Origin of the sequence: Rothia sp. HMSC066H02 (assembly GCF_001814995.1) — a bacterium.
Taxonomy (GTDB): domain Bacteria; phylum Actinomycetota; class Actinomycetes; order Actinomycetales; family Micrococcaceae; genus Rothia; species Rothia mucilaginosa.
The window spans coordinates 45,570-64,834 of sequence record NZ_KV818688.1 but is presented as its reverse complement, the minus strand read 5'-3'; the positions used below and the strand labels follow the sequence as shown (position 1 = coordinate 64,834).

Annotated in this window: 14 protein-coding genes; 1 reads left to right on the top strand and 13 read right to left on the bottom strand. The window is 60.1% G+C overall.

Annotated elements, in window-relative coordinates; genetic code table 11:
- Positions 1-186: 186 nt before the first annotated feature.
- The 10 genes from tatC to HMPREF2999_RS07555 form a co-directional block, all read right to left on the bottom strand.
- On the bottom strand, positions 187-1,068 hold the full coding sequence (gene tatC / locus HMPREF2999_RS07605; protein ID WP_083315096.1) for a twin-arginine translocase subunit TatC: 882 nt from the start codon (positions 1,066-1,068) through the stop codon (positions 187-189).
- Positions 1,069-1,201: 133 nt separating this feature from the next.
- On the bottom strand, positions 1,202-1,447 hold the full coding sequence (gene tatA, locus HMPREF2999_RS07600; protein ID WP_005506024.1) for a Sec-independent protein translocase subunit TatA: 246 nt from the start codon (positions 1,445-1,447) through the stop codon (positions 1,202-1,204).
- A gap of 437 nt (positions 1,448-1,884) precedes the next feature.
- Positions 1,885-4,152 (bottom strand): WYL domain-containing transcriptional regulator, encoded by a 2,268-nt coding sequence (locus tag HMPREF2999_RS07590; protein ID WP_070697760.1) that lies wholly within the window; start codon positions 4,150-4,152, stop codon positions 1,885-1,887.
- A gap of 149 nt (positions 4,153-4,301) precedes the next feature.
- Positions 4,302-4,697: an FKBP-type peptidyl-prolyl cis-trans isomerase gene (locus tag HMPREF2999_RS07585; protein ID WP_005508667.1), complete on the bottom strand. Its 396-nt coding sequence runs from the start codon at positions 4,695-4,697 to the stop codon at positions 4,302-4,304.
- Positions 4,698-4,827: 130 nt separating this feature from the next.
- Positions 4,828-5,889, bottom strand: coding sequence for an FKBP-type peptidyl-prolyl cis-trans isomerase (locus HMPREF2999_RS07580; protein WP_070676363.1), 1,062 nt, complete (start codon positions 5,887-5,889; stop codon positions 4,828-4,830).
- Positions 5,890-6,106: 217 nt separating this feature from the next.
- Positions 6,107-7,579, bottom strand: coding sequence for a Pup--protein ligase (gene pafA / locus HMPREF2999_RS07575; protein ID WP_070697759.1), 1,473 nt, complete (start codon positions 7,577-7,579; stop codon positions 6,107-6,109).
- 29 nt (positions 7,580-7,608) lie between these two features.
- On the bottom strand, positions 7,609-7,803 hold the full coding sequence (locus HMPREF2999_RS07570; protein WP_005506016.1) for a ubiquitin-like protein Pup: 195 nt from the start codon (positions 7,801-7,803) through the stop codon (positions 7,609-7,611).
- Between the two features lie 194 nt (positions 7,804-7,997).
- On the bottom strand, positions 7,998-9,809 hold the full coding sequence (dop, locus tag HMPREF2999_RS07565) for a depupylase/deamidase Dop (RefSeq protein ID WP_070676367.1): 1,812 nt from the start codon (positions 9,807-9,809) through the stop codon (positions 7,998-8,000).
- 114 nt (positions 9,810-9,923) lie between these two features.
- Positions 9,924-11,750 (bottom strand): proteasome ATPase, encoded by a 1,827-nt coding sequence (gene arc, locus HMPREF2999_RS07560; protein WP_070676369.1) that lies wholly within the window; start codon positions 11,748-11,750, stop codon positions 9,924-9,926.
- 144 nt (positions 11,751-11,894) lie between these two features.
- Positions 11,895-12,983 carry a tRNA (adenine-N1)-methyltransferase gene (locus HMPREF2999_RS07555; protein ID WP_070676371.1) on the bottom strand — a complete coding sequence of 363 codons (1,089 nt, stop codon included), beginning with the start codon at positions 12,981-12,983 and terminating at the stop codon, positions 11,895-11,897.
- 275 nt (positions 12,984-13,258) lie between these two features.
- On the opposite strand from HMPREF2999_RS07555, the gene HMPREF2999_RS07550 reads away from it, so the two are divergent.
- A complete protein-coding gene (locus HMPREF2999_RS07550; protein ID WP_070676373.1) occupies positions 13,259-16,633 on the top strand; it encodes a type ISP restriction/modification enzyme in 3,375 nt (1,124 codons plus the stop codon).
- 118 nt (positions 16,634-16,751) lie between these two features.
- Here the strand turns inward: HMPREF2999_RS07550 and HMPREF2999_RS09645 are convergent, their stop codons facing one another.
- From HMPREF2999_RS09645 to HMPREF2999_RS07540, 3 genes are all read right to left on the bottom strand, one after another.
- Positions 16,752-16,874: a hypothetical protein gene (locus HMPREF2999_RS09645; RefSeq protein ID WP_256370714.1), complete on the bottom strand. Its 123-nt coding sequence runs from the start codon at positions 16,872-16,874 to the stop codon at positions 16,752-16,754.
- 1 nt (position 16,875) lies between these two features.
- A complete protein-coding gene (gene mshC / locus HMPREF2999_RS07545; protein WP_070676375.1) occupies positions 16,876-18,192 on the bottom strand; it encodes a cysteine--1-D-myo-inosityl 2-amino-2-deoxy-alpha-D-glucopyranoside ligase in 1,317 nt (438 codons plus the stop codon).
- A 158-nt stretch (positions 18,193-18,350) separates the two neighbouring features.
- Positions 18,351-19,199: an undecaprenyl-diphosphate phosphatase gene (locus HMPREF2999_RS07540; protein ID WP_044145830.1), complete on the bottom strand. Its 849-nt coding sequence runs from the start codon at positions 19,197-19,199 to the stop codon at positions 18,351-18,353.
- Positions 19,200-19,265 lie beyond the last annotated feature (66 nt).

The window sequence follows — 19,265 nt, the reverse complement described above, 5'->3', positions numbered from 1 at the left end:
GCGGTTTCGGCGCAATTTATGCTCAGTTTCTGCCGGGATGTACCGGCGGGCGTTGTAAAAATTCGTCTGTGCGCCTCTTCGTCTGTGCGCCTCGAGACGCTTTTGCGGAATATGCGAAAGGGGCGAGGTACAGGTTCTCTGTACCCCGCCCCTTTCGGCTAGGTTGCTCAAAGCGAGCTATTCAATTTAGGAAGTCTTCTCTTCCTCGAAGTAACCCATCTTCGCCAGGTCTTCGCTGCTGGTTGCGGTGTTCAGGCTTGCTTCATCCGAACCCTGCGCCAGCTTGGCAAGCTTGCGGTCGCGGCGCTTGTCGTTGATCATGCAGATGCCGATTGCTGCGAAGAAGAAAATCAGCAGCGGCGCCATGAGCACGAACATCATCATGATGTCGCTACCGGGTGCGGTCAGCGCTGCGATAACCGCAACGAGCACGACAACCCAGCGCCAAGCCTTCAAAATGGTGGTGCCGCGGATCAGACCCAGCATGTTAATGCCGACCAGAATCACCGGGATGATGAAGGCGCAGGAGAACGTCACAACGAACTTCAGGATGAAGGAGATGTACACGCCCGCGTCAATGTAGTTACTTTCGTTGACGGGGGTGAACTTCAGCAGCGCGTAGACCACGCCGGGGAGGGTGAAGTACGAAATGGCGACACCGCAGGCAAACGCGAAAATAGATGCGGTGAGGAAGCCGAAGAGATACTTCTTCTCCTTGGTGTGCAGTGCCGGCAGCAGGAATCGCAGTGCCTGGTAGAGCCAGACGGGAGAGGCGATCACCAAGCCGATGTACATACCGACCTTCAGCAGCTGGTCGAAAGGAGATGCGACGCTACCGTAGTTCAGGTTTGCGTTGCGGCCGGTTTCTGCGTTGATCTGCTGCAGGGGCGCAGAGATCATTTCGATGAAAGGCTGGTAGAGGAAGACCGTACCGATGATGGCTGCGATGACGGTTGCGATAGCCGCTTTGATGAGGCGGTCGCGGAATTCGCGCAGGTGTTCCTTGAGTTCCATGCGTGCTTCAGGATTGATTTTGCGGTTGCGCACGTCCTGGTCAGGTGTTGCCACGTGGTGTCCTCTGGGTGTCGGTGCCGTGTGTGATTCGGCTGAGGGGGTCTGGTGGGGTGTTTATGGGGTGGTGCCGCAAAACCCGTGCCGGCCGGTGGGCTGGCACGGGTTTGGTGCGTCGGTGGCGGGACCGTTACTTGGTTTCGGTCTTGCCGTCCTTGCCGTTGTCTACGACCTCAGCGGTGACGACCTCTTCGCCGTCCTTCTCGCGGGGGTCCTTCTTGGAGTCGTTCTTCAGGCCCTCAACTTCGGTCTTGAAGATGCGCATGGACTGGCCGAGGCTGCGTGCCATGCCGGGCAGCTTGGGTGCGCCGAAGAGCAGGACGATGAGGAGGATAACGACGATGATGGTCGCGGGGTGGCTGAAAATCTGGCCCATGGTGGTGTGCCTTTCTGTTAGAGCAGGTCTCCGATGTTTTGAGGTTGGCCGAGTCGATCTCGTCGGGAGACCCGTCGCTTGATCCGCTCAGACCTGCGTGTCTGCTTACCTTGTTCGTAGTTATTGTATGCCTCGGTGATGGGTGTGAATACCCCGAGGGTGGTGTCTCGTGGGAGTTTTCGGCTTGCGTTCGCTTGCGCTGCGTCGAATTGTCCCTCGATTGACTCGACCCAGGTTACGGTTTCGTCAAGGAGTGTGAAACCGCGAGTGAGTGCTTTGTAGGTGAACCATGCCAAATAGAGGAGCGAGCAGATGATGAGCGCGCCCCATAGCAAAATCCAGAACCACCAAGACATGAGCACCATTATACAAGTTTTAGGTTAATGTTTTGGCGCCTTAGATGGGTTTTTAGGGCGTTTTTGCTTGTGGGTGAAGTTCTATTTTTCTGCGGGCGCACCCCTGCGGCTACTCGCGTTGAGGGTTTGCAACTGGTCAAGCAGCGCCGCGCGCAGGTGCGCGGGACCGACCAGTTCAAGGGCACCTCGGTGCGCGATGACGGTATCGAGAATGTTCTTATCGCCAGCACCGTGGGCGTTGTTGTAGTAGTGGATGCGCACGTACTGGGTGCGTGAAGCCTTCTTCACGTGGTGGGTGCTTCGACGCATGTACGTTGCGGTGAGAGTATCGAGCGGCTCACCGCTGGGAATGTGCTCGGTCGGGTGAATCCGCAACTCAGCGAAGGGGTTGGTCTGAGTGCTGTGCTGTTGCGCGTGCCAATGCGGGACGGTGTCACCGGTGACCGGGTGGGTACGACCCGCACCCGCCTCCTGAATGTGGTTGATGCGGCTGAGGCGGAAGTTACGCCAGAAAGTGGGGGTCTTCTCCCCTGCTTCACTATCCGTCGCCGCGCTGTCGGCAGTCTCGTTGTTTCCCGCCTCGCCGGTGGCTGCGTGAGCAAAAGCCTCGGGTACGTACTCGGGGACTTCCTCACCGCGCGCCGCATAGTAGCGTTCCTCAGCGGTACGGCACCACGCATGCAGGTACATGTGGTCGCGGTGCAACACCAACGCATACGGGTCCACCAGACGATCAGCGGCACGCTCAGAAGTACCGTACCCAATGGTCACGGCATTGCCGCTACTCAAGGCGGCAGTCGCCTCCTGCAGCAGAGGCTCCTCCGGGGCGAAGCACAGATGCTGCGCATAGACGGGCGCGTTCGGGTACGCAGCGGCGAGCGCCGCACGGATACTGCCCAGGCGCGCATCCGCCGGGTGCAGAATATCTGCGGCAGAGAGGGTGAAGACGAGAATGGCGAGCTCAGTGTCGGTAAGGCGCGCGTAGTTCAGTAGCGTGTTCGGGGTGGCGCCGCCAAAGTCCGGCAGCAGGTTAATGTAGGTGGGCTTGAGGGCGTCCGGGTCCTTGGGATCAGAATCGAAGGGAACGGTGTCTACCTGCGCGAAAATCTCGGCAATGGTTTTGCCGAGGGCACGGTTCTTCTCGGTGTCCACACTGTAGAGGGCGTTGAGCTGGTTCAACGGCATGGGCGCCTCATCGTGGGCGCTCGCCCAGCGGTCGGCACGGTGCAGACCCAGGAGCAGGTCAACAAGGTCGTCGAGGGAGTTGTTGCGGTTGCGCTGGTTGATATCTGCCCAGGTGCCGGGGTCTTCAACTGCGCCACTGTGCAGGTCGGTGAGGGTGCGCAACAGCTGCTGCTGGGCGGCGTAGCTGTCACGCTGGCGGGTAGAGGCAGCCTCCGATTCCTCGGGCGGCTCGATCACACAGCTGTAGCTGGTCGCCGCCACAGCGCTATCAATCGTGCCGTACGAGGGCACGGTGAAGGGCTCCGACAGCGTAGAATCGGCGCTGACCTCGGCAACAATCAGGCTCTCTTCGTAGCCCTTAATGTCTTCAAGCCAGTTCTTGGCTTTAAACGTCGCATTGATGGGGGTCGAATCGATACGTGAAAGCATTGTGAGCTTCTGAATACGGCTGGCACGGAACGTGTACTCCTTACGCTCCGCGCTCTCGGTGTAGTAGCCGACAAAATACCAGGTGCCGTAACGGTAACCGATACCGGCAACACTGACCTTCTCCTGCACGCGGGTTGCACCGGCAGCCGTCTGATAGGTGAACGTGACCGTCTTACGCTCCGCATAGGCTGTGAACAGCTCATTCAGGTGCGGGTTATCGCTAAAGTAAATGCGCTGAAGAGGCTCGCGGTAGGTGTACAGGTTCTTCGCACGCTGACGCTTGCCGGTCTTCGGCTCCAGGATCTTCGCGGCGGCGAGCGCCTCATCGGTGAGGTTCTCGCTGGTCAGCGCAATCTTACGCAGGATGCGGTAGGCGTCATCCTGCAGTTCGGTGCCTTCCCAGCCGCGCAGGATGGTGTTGATGAGGCGGAACTCCTCGGCGGTGGGGTTCCAGGCGGGCAGCTGCGCGGCGTTGCTGGTTTCGAGGCGGTAGCGCTCCCCCAGGTCCGTGGTCACGTGGGTAATGCGTGCGCCGGCATCACGCAGGGTCTGCTTGGCTCGTTCAAAGGCGCGTTCCTGGGCCTCGCTGAGGGAGCCGTTAGCGCGCGTGCTAATACCGAGCAGGGTCAGTAGCTCGTTGCGGCTGATGCCCTGGGTTCGGGTTGCGGCATCGGGTGCCTCGGCGGCGGTGGCGAGGCGGTGAAGAGTCATGTAAAGCTGGGCTGCGGTGGACATGATTCCATCATACCGTGTGTGTTCCGCAGCACTTACTTTGCGTGCGGGTACGCAAAAGCCCGGCGCCCCTCCCACAATCGGGAGAAAGCACCGGGCTGCGCGTCTTACGTGAGAAGCGCGAAAAACGCGAAAACCTTACCGGCTAGTCCTTAGCGGACGTCCAGCAGGTCCACCACGAAAATCAGGGACTCACCGGGCTTAATGACCGAACCAGCGCCGCGGTCACCATACGCCATGTCGGCGGGAATCTCCAGGCGACGACGGCCGCCGACCTTCATGCCGAGCAGACCCTCATCCCAACCGCGGATAACCTGGCCAACGCCCACCTGGAACGGCAGCGGCTCGCCGCGGTTCCAAGAAGCGTCAAACTCTTCACCGGTGGAGAATGCCACACCAACGTAGTGGGTGAGCACGCGGGAGCCGGGAACAACCTCAGCGCCAGCACCCTCGATCAGGTCGGTAATGACCAGCTCGGTGGGGGCGTCGCCCTCGGGGAAATCGATTTCAGGCTTTTCGCGGTCGAGGTTACGCTGACCGAAAGACATGGGTGTCTCCTTTGATTGGTTCGACATACATCGAAATAGTGGGTGCGCTCGCCGCCTAAGCCGTATAGGCGGCGAGCGCGGTATAAAAATGTGACGTAAAAACGTGGGTCCCGAAAATATAGGTCCCAGGCTACTGTGCGGTAGCCGAAGCGGACGCTGCCGGGGTTGCGGTCGCAGAAGCATCAGCGGTTGCCGAGGCGCTCGCCTCCGCAGCAGCTGCGCTAGAAGCCGCCTGGGCACGCTGCAGGGTCTGCGGGTTCTCCTCCGCGCCCAGAATATCAACCACGAACACGAGGGGACCAGAAGGCTTGGAACCGCCGGTGTCGTTACCGTACGCCAAATCCGCCGGGATGACCAGCTCAACACGGGAGCCGACCTTCTTGCCCTTCAGACCCTGAGTCCAGCCCTTGATAACGCCCTGCAGGGAGATGCCCATCGGGGTGGCGGCGTCATAGTTGCCGTCGACGACCTTACCGTCGGAGTACTGCACACCAATGTAACGCACGTACACGGTATCGGTTTCCTTGACCTCGGCGCCCTCGCCCTCAATGAGGGTCTTAGCGGTCAGCTCGGTGACCTCCGGCTTGTTATCGGGCAGCTTGATTTCAGCCTTGCCGGTGGACTCATCCAGAGTGAAGGACGGCAGCGACGGGTCAGCCTCAACAGCCTTACCGGTTGCGTATTTGGGCAGCTTCGTCTTCACGGTGTACACCTCAACGTTAGTTGCGGCACCGGGCGAAGCGGTCGTAGTGGTCACGCCCGCAGTGCTGCGCTGCTGCAGAACGTTGGTGGTGTACGAGAAAGAACCGCCAACCTTAATCTTCTTCAGGGTTTCGTACACCTGCGGTGCAGCCTGCTTCAGCTGATCGTTAATCGGCAGCAGAATCGGCTCGCTGGAGTAAGTGGAACCGTTAAGCTTGCCGTCGGTGCCGTTGAACACGGCAGCCTCAACGAGCACGTAGTCACCATCATTGATGGAGTCGCCGTTACCTTCCTCAATGACGTATGCGGAGGGGCTAGAAGCGGCGAAGGGAGTCGCGAAGGACGCCTCAGGCGCAGCGGTCGCATTCTTCAAGGTGTACTGCACCTTGGACAAATCGCCATTGCTGGACTGCGCGCCACATGCAGACAGTGCAAGCGCAAGAGCAGCCGCGCTGGCACCGAAAATAGTGAGCTTAGAGCGTTTGGTCATAGTGTTATCCTCTGGGGTTTTCTGTGCGAGTGGGGCGTGTGAGTGCCCGTGTGCCACAGAACAGTTTACAGGTATAGGTTTAGCTGTTTTATGCTACGGCACGTAGCTGTGTTCAGGCTGTGTCGCGGCCGAGGTGTTCCCGAAGGCCCACAACCCCGACCGCCGGCGGGTTTCCCCTCATCAGAGAGTTTCTAGCAATGCTGTTTAGCGGCGCTATTTAGCAGGGCGGCGGGAATGCCGCCTCCTGATGCTGACGCGCCTTGCCCTCCAGCAGGGTCAGCACTTCCTCCAAGCCTTCACTGTCAGTTGCAAACGGGTCCTTACACACCAGCGTGTGCTGCGGGTAGGCGTTGAGCTTCAAGTGCACCCAATCCACGGTGAACTGCTCCCCCGCCGCAATCGCCGCGTTAATGAAACGCGAACGCTGCAGAGCGCGAGTGTTCGGCGGCTGAGTCTTCGCCGCCTCCGCAGCCCCCTCAGGCAGGATGCGCTTGACCGCACCGCGACGAACCAGCGCATGGAAGACACTACGCTCCGGGTCGATGTCGTGGTACGCCAAATCCAGCTGACGGATGCGGGCGCTCGCATAATCGGCAGGCTGACCAGCCGCGCGGGCGCGGGCAATATACGCATCCAGAAGCTTCTTCTTAATCGCCCAGTCAATCTCAGTGTCAATGCTGCTGTAGTCGCCGGATTCGATAGCGTCCAGGGTGCGTTGCCACAGGTCCAGGGCGTATTCCACGTGGTGGTGGTGCGCACCGTACTGCTGCACGTACTGGCGTGCCGCATCCAGGTAGTGACGCTGAACGCTCAACGCCGTGTAGTGCTTACCGTCCGTGGTTTCGAAGGTTGCGGTGCCGGTCAGGTCGTGGCTGATAGCGCGCAGAGCCGCCGGGACGGACACAATATCCAGGCTGGTGACCGGGAAACGGTCCTCCAGCATGCGTAGCACCATGTCGGTGCTGGCAATCTTCAGCAGGGTCGTCGGCTCCGCCATGTTCGAATCGCCATTAATGACGTGCATGCGGCGGAACTTCGAAGCGTCCGCGTGCGGCTCGTCGCGGGTGTTAATGAGCGGGCGAGCGCGCGAGGTCGAGGTGGACGCCGCCTCCCAAATATGGTCGGCACGCTGCGAGAACGAATACGACGGCACACCCGTGCTGGATGCCGGGTCGGTCGAACCGGGCACCGGGCCGCCATTCGGGTGGGTCTTACCGGCACCGACCAGAATCTGGCGGGTCACCAGGAACGGCACGAGCTGGGCAATCAGGTCGTTGAACTGCAGTTTGCGGCTGATCAGGTAGTTCTCGTGGCTGCCGTAGGAGTTGCCCGCCGAATCCACGTTGTTCTTGAACAGGTACAGTTCACCGTCGAGGGGGCGGCCCTCCGAGCCTGCGAGCAGGCGCTTGCGGGCGGTACGCGCCAGATCAGCGAACAGCAGCTCACCGGCGCGTTCCTGCGCGAGTAGTTCGTCAATGCTGCCGCATTCGGCGGAGGCGTACTCGGGGTGCGACCCCACGTCAAGGTAGAGCCTACCGCCGTTGGGCAGGAAGACGTTCGTTGAACGCCACTGATCCAGGACGGGCTTGAAAAGGGCGGCGGCGGACTCTTCGATGCTCAGCCGACCGAGCCCGTGCGGGACGTAGCTGAGCCCGAATTCGCTTTCAATGCCGAAAATACGGTGTTCCATGATGCTGACCCGGCGCGCAGGTGCGCCGGTTACTCGCCGCCCTTCTGGACGAAGCCGGTGACGAAGTCTTCAGCGTTCTCAGCGAGTAGGCCGTCAATTTCGTCGAGCAGGTCGTCGACCTCGCTCACGTCAGAGACAACGTGGGAGGCGGCGAGGGTCAGTTCCTGCTCCTGCTCGGCTGCGGTGGTTTCGGTCTGCTGTGCGCTGATGCGTTCGCGGCTCATGGTTCTCTCCTCAAGGGGTTTTCGGTTGTGGACAAATAAGTTTTGAGTGGGGTCGGGTGCGGGGTGTAAGGGTTTTGGTACCCGGACCTTCCTGCACCCTACCTGTGGGTTATGTGGTTTTTACTCTTCCGAATGGGGGTATCCGCCCCGGGGAAGAATATGAGTTTATGTGGGTTTGTGGCTGTGAGGCGCTACTAGCGCAGGCGGTTCAGCAGCTCATCCGAATGGTTTACCTCATCCAGCAGCGGCTCCACCGCGGCGGCACCGTACAGGGTCGGCTCCATCATCGTAAAACGAGTCAGATCCTTCGAATAGCGGCCACGGCAAGACACCGTATCCCAGTTAATACCCAGAATCTCCTCCGGCCAACGCGCCATCAAAGTACCACGCAAAAATGCGCGCGTCTCACGCGGCGGCTCAGTCGTCGCACGCTCAATCTGCTCCGCAGAGAACAGCGTGCGCATGCGGCCACGCGACACCAGACGGTGATACAGGCTCTTCGACGGGTCAATATCAGCGTACTGCAAATCCAAAGCCTTCAACTTCGGATTCGCATAATCTACGCCCTGAGCGGCATAACCGCGCACCAGCGCATACTTCGCCACCCAATCCAGACGATCCGCCAGCGAGAGCGGGTTGGTTTCCAGGGCATCCAGAACCTCACCCCACAGGTCAAGAATCTGCGCGGTCGCAGCATCCACACCCGCCGGGTTCGACTCCTCATGCGCACGGGAGGCCTCATAGTAGGCGCGCTGAATCTGCAGGGCGCTCGCCGAACCGCTCGTGGACACCGGGTTCGGCAGGGTCGCCGAAGACGGCGCCAGCGGCAGCTGAACCGACAGCGACAAATCGTGGCTGACCGCGTGCATCGCCGCCACCGGGTCAGACAGGCGCACACCCGGCAATACCGGAGCCTGCTCGCTGTGCGACTCAATCAAGTTCATCACCAGCGCCGCCGTACCAAACTTCAACAGGTTCGAATAGTGCGACATGTTCGCATCCGCCGGAATCACGTGTAGGCGGCGGTACTTCGACTCATCCGCATGCGGCTCATCGCGCGTATTCACAATCGGGCGGCGAATCGTGGTCTCCAGACCAATCGTGCGCTCAAAGAAATCAGCACGCGAACTAATCTGAAAACCCGGAACCTCACCGTGCGTACCAATACCCACACGGCCCGCACCCGTAAAAATCGCGCGGGTCGCAAAGAACGGCAGGAGCGCATCCGCAACCTGCTCAAACGGAACATCACGGCTAATCAGGTAGTTTTCGTGGGCGCCGTACGACTGGCCCTTAGAGTCGGTGTTGTTCTTGTACAGCTTCACCTGCGGCAAATCCTGCGCGTGGTTGCCCAGCTCCACCAGCGACTCATACGCCAGAGCGTCACCGGCAGCGTCATAGAGCACCGCGTCGGCAGGGGTCAGAACCTCCGGCGACGAATACTCAGGATGCGCGTGATCCACATACAGGCGCGCACCATTGGGCAGAATCGCGTTCATGGTCACGCGGTCCCAATCCAAACGCTCCGGGAAACCACCGCGGCCGTGCACACCGGCGAGCGCATCCAGGGCGCTACGCGGCTCGGCGGGCTCACCCGGTGCCTGAACCCCCGCCTCGCGCATAATCTCCAGGGCGATGTCTTCGCTGGTCAGCTCGGTGCGGGTGTGCGTCATCTGGCTCGAGTGGGCGGTGGAGGCGTCCTGAACCTGACCGAACGCATCACGCAGCGGCGACTCGGACTCACCCAGCCACTGACCCTCGGGGGTGGCGGTCGAGTAGTTCTCTGCCTGGCGTGCCTGCTCGGCGGTCAGCTCATCCGCCAGGGCGCGGCGCTGCAGCTGCTCGCGGAAAGCGGCGCCGCGGCGGAACGCCAACTTGGCGTAGGTGTTGACCACCAGTGCGGACAGCACGGTCGGGTTGGTGCCCGGCGCGGAGGGGGCGATGACGCCGTACTCGGTTTCGGCACCCATAATGCGGTGCACGCCGTAGCTGGGGGTGGAGTTCATGGGGTTCTCCTGAAAAATCTATACCATCCAAAGGCTTTGGACCTGCGGTAATGCTGGGTTGATGCGGGATAAGCGCGGGGTGTGGGCTGAGCGCACGGTTGAGTGGGCGCGGGTTTAGCGCGGCGGCTCCACCGACACCAAGCGGCCACGCACACCGGCAACGGTAAGCGCATCCTCAATATCGGGCAGCGGCGGCAAGTCCACCTGATCCTCAAACTCGGCGCGTACCGCCTCCAGCAGGTGGCGGGTACCAATACCAACGCTCGAGGCGTCCGCACCGGCGGTCAGCGCCTGCAGCTGCTCCTTAATCGCGGCCTTCTTCGCGCGGTCCACAATATTGCGAATCACCGCGCCCGACGCGAAATCGCCGCGGTACAGCGTGTGAGTGGACAGGTTCGCGCTCGCACCAGAACCAACGACCATGGAAGAATCCACGGTCGCCACAGCGTACGCCGTGGAGGGGGTGCGCGCGTACAGCTGACCTGCCGCCGCCGCAATCATCGCGGTCAGGGCGGCGCGGGTCGAACCGGCGGCAGCCATCTCCGCCGCGTCCAGGGGCAGGTCCTCGGTCAGGTACAGGCCGAAAATCTCAGCCGCACCGGCGGCGTCCGGGCGGTTAATGCGGATTTTCAGGTCGAGTCGGCCCGGGCGCATCACGGCGGCATCAATCAGGTCTTCACGGTTGGTCGCGCCAATAACGATGACGTTCTGCAGCGACTCCACACCGTCAATTTCAGCAAGCAGCTGCGGCACGATGGTCGTCTCAATATCGGAGGAACGACCCGAACCGCGCATACGGAACAGCGACTCCATCTCGTCGAAGAACACGACGACCGGGTGGCCCGCCTCCGCCTTCTCACGGGCGGCAACGAAAATATCGCGAATCTGACGTTCGGTCTCACCAACGAACTTATCCAGCAGCTCGGGGCCCTTAATGTTCAAGAAGTAGCCGCGAGTAGCCGAACCCGGGTTCAGCGCAGCCGCACGAGCCGCCAGGGAGTTCGCCACAGCCTTAGCAATCATGGTCTTACCGTTACCGGGAGGACCGTACAGCAGAATGCCCTTGGGCGGCGCCAGGTGGTAGCGCTCAAAAATCTCGGGGTGCAGGTACGGCAGCTCCACCGCGTCGCGAATCTGCTCGATCTGCGCGCCCAGGCCACCAATCTGCTCGTAGGTGACGTCCGGGATCTCTTCCAGAACCAGCTCCTGCGAGCGGGAGGCGGGAACCTGCGAGGTCAGCATGCGGGTGCGCGTGTCAAGGGTGACCGCGTCACCGGTGCGCAGCTGCTCAATGTCGAGGGAACCAGCCACGCGCGCCACCTGCTGAGCACCCGAGGACGTATCAACCAGCACGCGCTGCTCATCCAGCACCTCGCGCACGGTCACCACGTCACCGAAGGGTTCGGTGTCCAGGGCGAGTACCGCCTCCGTCTTGTCGTTGAGCAGCACGGTCATGCCGGGGGTCAGCGTGGACAGGTCAATGAGCGGGGACACGGGAATACGCATCATGCGGCCGCTCACCTGAACATCAAGGTAGGTGTCAATTTCGGCGGGGGTCTTATCGTCCGCAACCTGCTCGTAGGTCATGGTCTGACCCTCATGCACCGCCAACACAATCGCCGAATTCAGCGGCGGCATAACATTCTGCGACAGGGACGCGCGCAGACGCTCCACCTGGTAGCGCATGCTGGTGATTGCCTCAACGAGCTTGCGGTTCTTCTCCCCCGCACCACGAATCTGTCGGCTCATATTGTCGCGGGTTGCCTCCGCCGCAGAGAGTCGACGCAGCACGGCGTCATACTCCTGCGCGCTGACGGGCTGACTGCCGGGCAGGGAGGTCGACCCGAAAGCAGCCGAGTAGTGCGGTGCCGCGCTGGCTGCACTGTGGGCGGTGCCGTACTGGGGGGTTCCTGCCTGATCTGCAGATTCGTGGGTGGACACGGTAGCTCCTTTAGCTGTTCGTCCTAATCGGCGGCTACTCGGTGCGGGTACTGGGTGGGTATCGGGCACAGCGAGTAGCCTGGTGAGTGCACTGCGGGGGCTCCAGGCAACGCCCGTGCCCCCGCAGGTCAAAGGTGGTTCAAATTATTCGGCGGATTCAGATGCTTCGCTGTCGTTCTGCTCCGACTCCATGCCGTTTTGCGCGGCACCGTTCTGTTCGAGCGCAATCTCGTTCGCGCGTGCGGCGTGAGCGGCAAGGTTCTTCGCATCGCGTGCGGCGCGGCGAATCTTCTTATCGGTCACCTCACGCTCACCCACGTTCATGGGAATCCACGCGTTCATGTCCTCTTCAGAGAAGTCAGTCTTGGAGGCGCGACGCTTCGGCGCCAGGCGTACCGCACCGTCAGCCAGGCGACGAGCCACGACCAGGAACGCGGTGTGCGCCACCATGCGGTGGTCGGGGCGGACCGCCAGACCCTCCACATGCCAGCCGCGAACAATGGTTTCGTCACATTCGGGTTCGGTGAAGCGGCCGTCCAGGCGCATGCCCTCAACCAGGCGGGACATCTGGGTCACGGTCGCAACGTAGCAGATGAGCACGCCACCGGGTGCGAGCGCCTCCGCAACGGCGTCCAGGCATTCCCAGGGTGCGAGCATGTCGAGTACGACGCGGTCGACGCTGCCGGGCTCTTCAACCTGCGGCAGGGTGTCCTGCAGGTCGCCGATGCTCAGCTTCCACGCCGGGTGCGGGCCACCGAACATGGTCTCAATGTTGCCGCGGGCGACGTCTGCGAACTCTTCACGACGTTCGAAGGAGTGCACGCAACCGTAGTCGCCGACTGCACGCAGCAGCGCGATGGACAGTGCACCGGAGCCGACGCCGGCCTCGACGACGCGTGCGCCGGGGAAGATGTCTGCCTTGACGATGATCTGGGCGGCGTCCTTGGGGTAGACGACGGCTGCGCCGCGCGGCATGGAGAGCACGAAGTCCTTGTAGAGGGGGCGCAGTGCCTGGTAGAGGATGCCGTGAGTGTTGGGGATGACGGTGCCTTCGGGTGCGCCGATGAGGTCGTCGTGCTTGAGGAAGCCCTTGTGGGAGTGGTATTCGCCGCCTTCGGCGAGGGTGATGGTGGTGATGCGGCCGCGTTCGTCAGTGATTTGGACGCGCTCGCCGGGGCGGAAGGGGCCGCGGCGGTTGATTGCGCCGGTAGGGGTGTGGGTGCCGCTGCTCACGGGGTGATTCTCCTCGGGTTTGGGTCAGTCTGTGCTGTTCGCGCTTTGCGGCGAACTGCGGACGGAAAAAGTCCTTTTCTATTTTAGCGGAGTCTGCAAATCGGCTGTGGCGCATTACCCCGCGGGCGTGATAATGCGGCGGCATAGATGAAGCGATGACCGCTGAGCAATGAGGGGTACTTATTTTTGGTTAGACTTGAGGAGAGTCTGCGGAAATCCTCTGCGGGCAGAAACATCTTAGTGCCCACGAATTATGGGGCAAAGGAAAGAGTATTGTGACTGATTTCAACTCACTGATTGCCGAGTTCGGCAGGCAGGTGCGGGAGAATCTGCGCGTTGGGGAAGGTGAACCGGAGGCTCAGCTGACGAACCCGGTCGCTACCTTGTTGCAGGACTTTGGCGCTTTGCATTCGATGAAGGTTGTGACCGTCCGTGAAACCTCGCTGAAAACAGCGGGGGGGGGTCTAGTTTCTGAGGGTCTGGTGCGCCCTGATTACGCCATCATGGTCGATGGTGTTTTAACCGGTTACGTGGAGCTGAAAGCTCCGGGTAAGAACATTGACCCCGCTTCTTTCACTAAGAAGAGCCACGAGTATAAGCAGTGGCAGCGTCTGCGGAACCTTCCGAACCTTTTGTACACCAACGGCACCGAGTGGCGCCTATACCGTTATGGCGAACCGGTGCTGACGAGCACCGGGTATGACGCGGTGCATATGCATGGTTCTTTCAGCGGCCGTGGCACGCTGAGCGCACCGGATGCTCTCGCGACGTTCTTCCTCAACTTTTTGCGTTGGGTCCCCGCTCCGATTAAGAGCGCTGGACAGTTGGTGGAAACTCTCGCTCCCCTTGCTGCTTTGCTCCGTGAAGAGATGCTTTTGGGCCTTGCTGCGCAGGAAAAGACCTATAAAGCGGATCAGGCGAAAGCTAAGAAGAAGGGTGAAGAGGATTTTGTGATTCCTCCCCCGCTGGTGGGTCTGCGTAAGGATTGGCGCGATACTCTCGCCCCGAGTACCAGTAATGAAGAGTTTGCCGATAGCTTTGCACAGACGGTTGTGTTTTCGCTGGTGGTTGCCCTCTCAGAGGGTCACGACCTAAGTCTTGAGACATTCTCGACTATGGCGAGTCGTTTGCGTTCCCAACACGGTCTGCTGGGTAATGCACTGGGTCTGCTGACCGAGCACCTGGATGAGAAGAGCTCCCTGTATAACGCTCTCGCCGTGATTGTGCGTGTCATGGGTGCCGCTTCCTGGGCTGATATTTCTGGCGGCAAGTCGGATGTGTATCTGCACCTCTACGAGCACTTCCTGAAGGTCTATAACCCGGCGCAGCGTAAGAAGACTGGTAGTTACTACACCCCAGTTGAAGTGGTGAACCAGATGGTGCGCCTGGTGGATGACGCTCTGCGCACCTACCTGGGCAAGGAGCACGGTCTGGCGAGTGAGGGTGTGTCCGTGATTGACCCGGCGATGGGTACCGGCACCTATCCGCTGTCGGTTATGCATAAAGTGGCAAGTGCGGAAAGCCTCTCTCCTGCTGCGCGCACTCGTGCTCTGAATCGTCTGGCGAAGAACCTGTACGGCTTTGAGCTGCAGTCGGGTCCTTTCTCCGTGGCTGAGCTGCGCCTGAACCAGACCCTTAAGGAGCTGGGTGCTGACATTCCGGAGGACGGTCTGAATCTCTATGTGGCGGATACTCTGAGCGACCCCTACGCTAAGCAGAAGCCGGTGAACGGTAATACTCTGCGTCTGCTTTCTCAGTTGTCGAATAAGGCAACTAGGGTAAAGCGTGAGGTGCCTATTCAGGTATGCATTGGTAATCCGCCGTATAAAGTTAAAGCGGAGAAAATGGGCGGTTGGGTCAATTCAGGACCTCGTTCCAAAGACGACTCCTCCTCCATTATGGAAGACTTCCATGCTCCTGGTATGGGTGGATATGAGTATGTGCTGAAGAACCTGTACGTCTACTTTTGGCGTTGGGCTTTCTGGAAGGTCTTCGAAGATTCTTTCCGTGCTTTTGAGAGCCAGTCAGATAGCTCCAAACGTGCAGGTGTTGTCTGTTTTATTACCGCATCTGGATATCTGAAGGGCCCGGGATTCGCGGGGATGCGTGAGTATATTCGTCGTTCGTCCAGCCGTGGATGGATTATTAATGTGACCCCTGAAGGTATGCAACCTCCAGCGAAGAATGCTATTTTCGCTATCGAGACCCCTGTATCTATCGCGATGTTCCTGCGTGAAGAAGATACCGATGAGGAAACCCCCGCGGATATTCGCTACGTTGCCCTGCACGGTACCTTTGCGGAGAAAATGCATGCTCTTGCCACTCTCGATTTGGGGAGCTCAGAGTTTGAACCGGTACGCTCCGGCTGGGGCGATAAGTTCGCTCCTGAGGCGGATGATGATTGGGATAGTTACCCTGAGCTACCGGATCTCTACGCTAGTTGTTTTCCTGGTGTAAAGCCCAATAGAACTTGGGTTTACGCGCCCTCTGAAAGTGTGCTACAGGAACGTTGGGCGGAACTCATCGAAGGTAACGATCTGGAAGTACGTGCTGAGCGGTTCAAAGAAACACGTGATGCAAAGACTACAAAGGCTAAGAAGCCACTTCCGGGTACCGATACGTTCCAGGGGAGCCGTGAAAGCCTGAACGATCAGATTGCTCGCGAAGTCATTCCGGACGCACCGAATATTGTACCGGTGGGATACCGAGCTTTTGACCGGCAGTATGTCTTTGCTGATTCTCGGCTTGCTGATACTCCTAGACCAGCGTTGTGGGGTTATCGTACTGCTAAGCAGATATTTATCGCTGAGCTTCACAATGAATACGTGGGTATGGGGCCAGGACTGTACTTTCACTACTTAATCCCAGATATGCATGGGTTCAAGGGCAGCCAAGGAGGCCGTGTCCACCCCACGTTGACCGAGGCTGGCGCACCAAACCTTACTGAAGCTGCTGCTCAGATTCTGAGCGAACGCTTCGGAGCTAATGCCCCCGGCGACCTCGTCTACTACCTGGCGGCACTCACCGGACACCCCGGCTACGTGCACACCTTTGACAAGCCGCTCCAGCATGCGGGTATTCGCGTGCCCCTCACTGCGGACCCGGAGCTCTGGGAACGTGCCGTTCAGCTCGGCAAGCAGGTTGTGTGGCTACACACCTACGGTGAGCGCGGTGAACCGCTACCGGGTATGGAGCGCCTGCACCAGCTTCCCGAAGGTGCAGACTACACCCTGCCGTACTCCATCCAGGATATGGGTAAGACGATGCCGGAGAAGAAGCCCAGCTTCTCCCCCGACCCGGTCAATGGCCTCTCTGAGGAAGAGAACAACCCCGTAATGGGCACCGTCTCCTTCGGTGAGGCTCGCTGCGAGAACGTGGAAAAGCGCGTCTTCGATTACACCGTCGGTGGTAATCGGGTACTAGGTATGTGGGCTAAGTACCGCCTCAAGGATCCGGAAACAAAGTGGAGTTCCTCGCTCAACGACATTGTTCAGCGAGAATGGCCGCTTGCCTGGAGCGAAGAGTACGAGCGTCTGCTCTACACTCTCACGCACCTGGTGCACCTGGAACCCGCGCAGGAAAAGCTCCTTGAAGAGGTTCTCGCCGGTGAACAGATTTTCCGTGAGGAATTTGTAGACACCGAAGACTAGCCGCTCAATAGCTACCAGTCATCGGGTTCTATAACCGGTTAAACACAAGGGGTGGGTGACCCTGGACTATTCCAGGATCACCCACCCCTTTGTTGAGCTCATATTGCTCTCAGAAGCCCTACGCTTCCTTCTGCGCCTCGTATGCGCGAACCTCAACTAACATCTCTGCGGCGAGCGCATCGACCGTCTCACGGTCATACGGGCGAAGAGCGTACAGCTCCTCCATGACCGACGAAGCCATCTTAGAGGACCACGCCCAGGCGTGCCGCCAGGATGTCACGCACCAGCGCGCCACCGCCGACGGTGGTGTCCGCCAGAGCCTTCACAGCCCACGCATCTACAGCCGCCAACGCCGCCGGAGCGTTCAGGTCCTCGCCAAGTGCCTCACGCACAGTGGTCAGCAGCTCAACAGCCGCCTCATCGGTGACACCTTCGGAACCCTCACGGCCCTTAGCCACCGACACCGCATGACGGTACGTATCCAGGCGAGCCTTCGCGTGCTCCAACAGCTCATCAGTCCAGAACCAATCCGAACGGTAATGCTGACCCATAATCGCCAGGCGCACCGCATTCGCATCCTCACCGGCCGCACGCAGGCGCGAAACCAGCACCAGGTTACCGCGGGACTTGCTCATCTTGTGGCCGTCCAAACCGACCATGCCGGTGTGCGCGTAATGCTTAGCGTGCGGGCGTGCAGACACAGCCCACGAATGGCCCGCACCCAAATCGTGGTGCGGGAACGTCAAGTCGTTACCGCCAGCCTGAACGGTCAGCGAACCATCCACAAAACGGCGGGCAATCATCGTGCACTCGATGTGCCAGCCGGGGCGGCCCGCGCCCAGCTCGCCGGCATCCCAGCTCGGCTCGCCCTCACGCTCAACACGCCACAGCAGCGGATCCAGTGCGTCACGCTTACCGGCACGGTTCGGGTCGCCGCCGCGCTCAGCGAAAATCTCCAGCATCTCATCACGGCTCAAGTGGCAGACCTCGCCCGGTGCCCACGAGTAGCCCTCAGCGTTCGCGGGCAGCTCACGCACAGCCTTCAAATCCAGGTACACGTCACCGTCAGGATGCACCACACCCTGCTCGTCCGTGAAACCGGGCACGCGGTACGCCAGGCCGCGGCGCAGCAAATCCTCAATCAGCGGGAACAGCCACTCAATGGACTCCACCACACCCACATAGTGCGCCGGCGGAATCACGTTCAGCGCCTTCATGTCGGTGCGGAACAGCTCAGTCTGATCCTCAGCCAGCTCACGCCAATCAACATTCGTCGCGGTCGCACGCTCCAGTAGCGGGTCGTCCACATCGGTCACGTTCTGAACGTAGGTGACCGGCACGCCCGCATCCAGCCAGGCGCGGTGCAGCAAGTCAAAAGCAACATAGGTGGAGGCGTGACCCATATGCGTCGCGTCGTACGGGGTGATACCGCAAACGTACAGGCTCGCCGCCTTATCCTCCTGAACCTGAACAATCTCACCAGCCGCGGTATCAAAAATACGCGGCAGCGCAGCCTGACCGGGCAGAGTCACAGAGGCGGGGGCATCCCAAGCTCGCATGGGGTTCCTTTCCGTAAAAACGCCCACAACCGGTGGACGCGCCACACCCGCCGCCCAACCTCAAGGCATGCGGGTGCCAAAAAATCTACTCCAATAAGAATACCCGCCCGTGAGAAACTCACGGACGGGTATGTCATATCACGCTGAGGGCTAAAGCCTTAGAACGCCGAAGAAGTAGCGTTCAGAACGCCAGTGCCCAGACCAACGAAAATCAGGATACCGAGCGCAATGCGGTACCAGATGAAAATGCCGTAGGACTTCGAAGACACGTACTTCAAGAACCAGCCAATCATCAGGTAACCCACCACAAACGCAACCAGAGTAGCCACGATAGTCGAGGGAATACCGTAGTAGCCGGTCGCCTCCTCGCCGGTGACCACCTTGAAGGTCTTGTACAGGCCAGACATGAACACGGCAGGCATGGCCAGCAGGAACGAGTAACGTGCCGCAGCCTCACGGGTGTAACCCATGAACAGACCCGCAGTAATCGTACCGCCCGAACGAGAAACACCCGGGATCAGTGCCAGCGCCTGTGCGCAACCGTACAGCAGGCCGTGACGGAAAGTCAGGTCCTTCAGCTCACGCTGCTCGCGGCCGAAACGGTCCGCAAGACCCAGGAACACAGCAAACACAATCAGCATAGTCGCCACAATCCACAGGCTACGGAACTGGGTGTCAATGTAGTCTTCCAACAGCAGACCCAGAACGCCGATGGGCAGGGAGCCAATAATAATCAGCCAACCCATGCGGGCATCCGGGTCGTTGCGCGGTACGCGGCCGGTAAGAGCGCCAAACCACGCCTTCACAATGCGCACAATATCGCGCCAGAAAAAAATCAAGACCGCGGTCTCAGTACCCAGCTGGGTGATTGCGGTAAACGCGGCGCCCGGGTCAGCCTTCTCCGGCAGGATCTGGCCAACAATGTTCAGATGCGCCGATGACGAAATCGGCAGAAATTCGGTCAGGCCCTGAACAAAGCCCAAAATAATTGCTTGAATCCATTCCACGCATTCAAGGATACAGGAGGCGCGCCCGCCCGGGGCGGTTCACCGAAGGTGATGTGGAACCTCCGC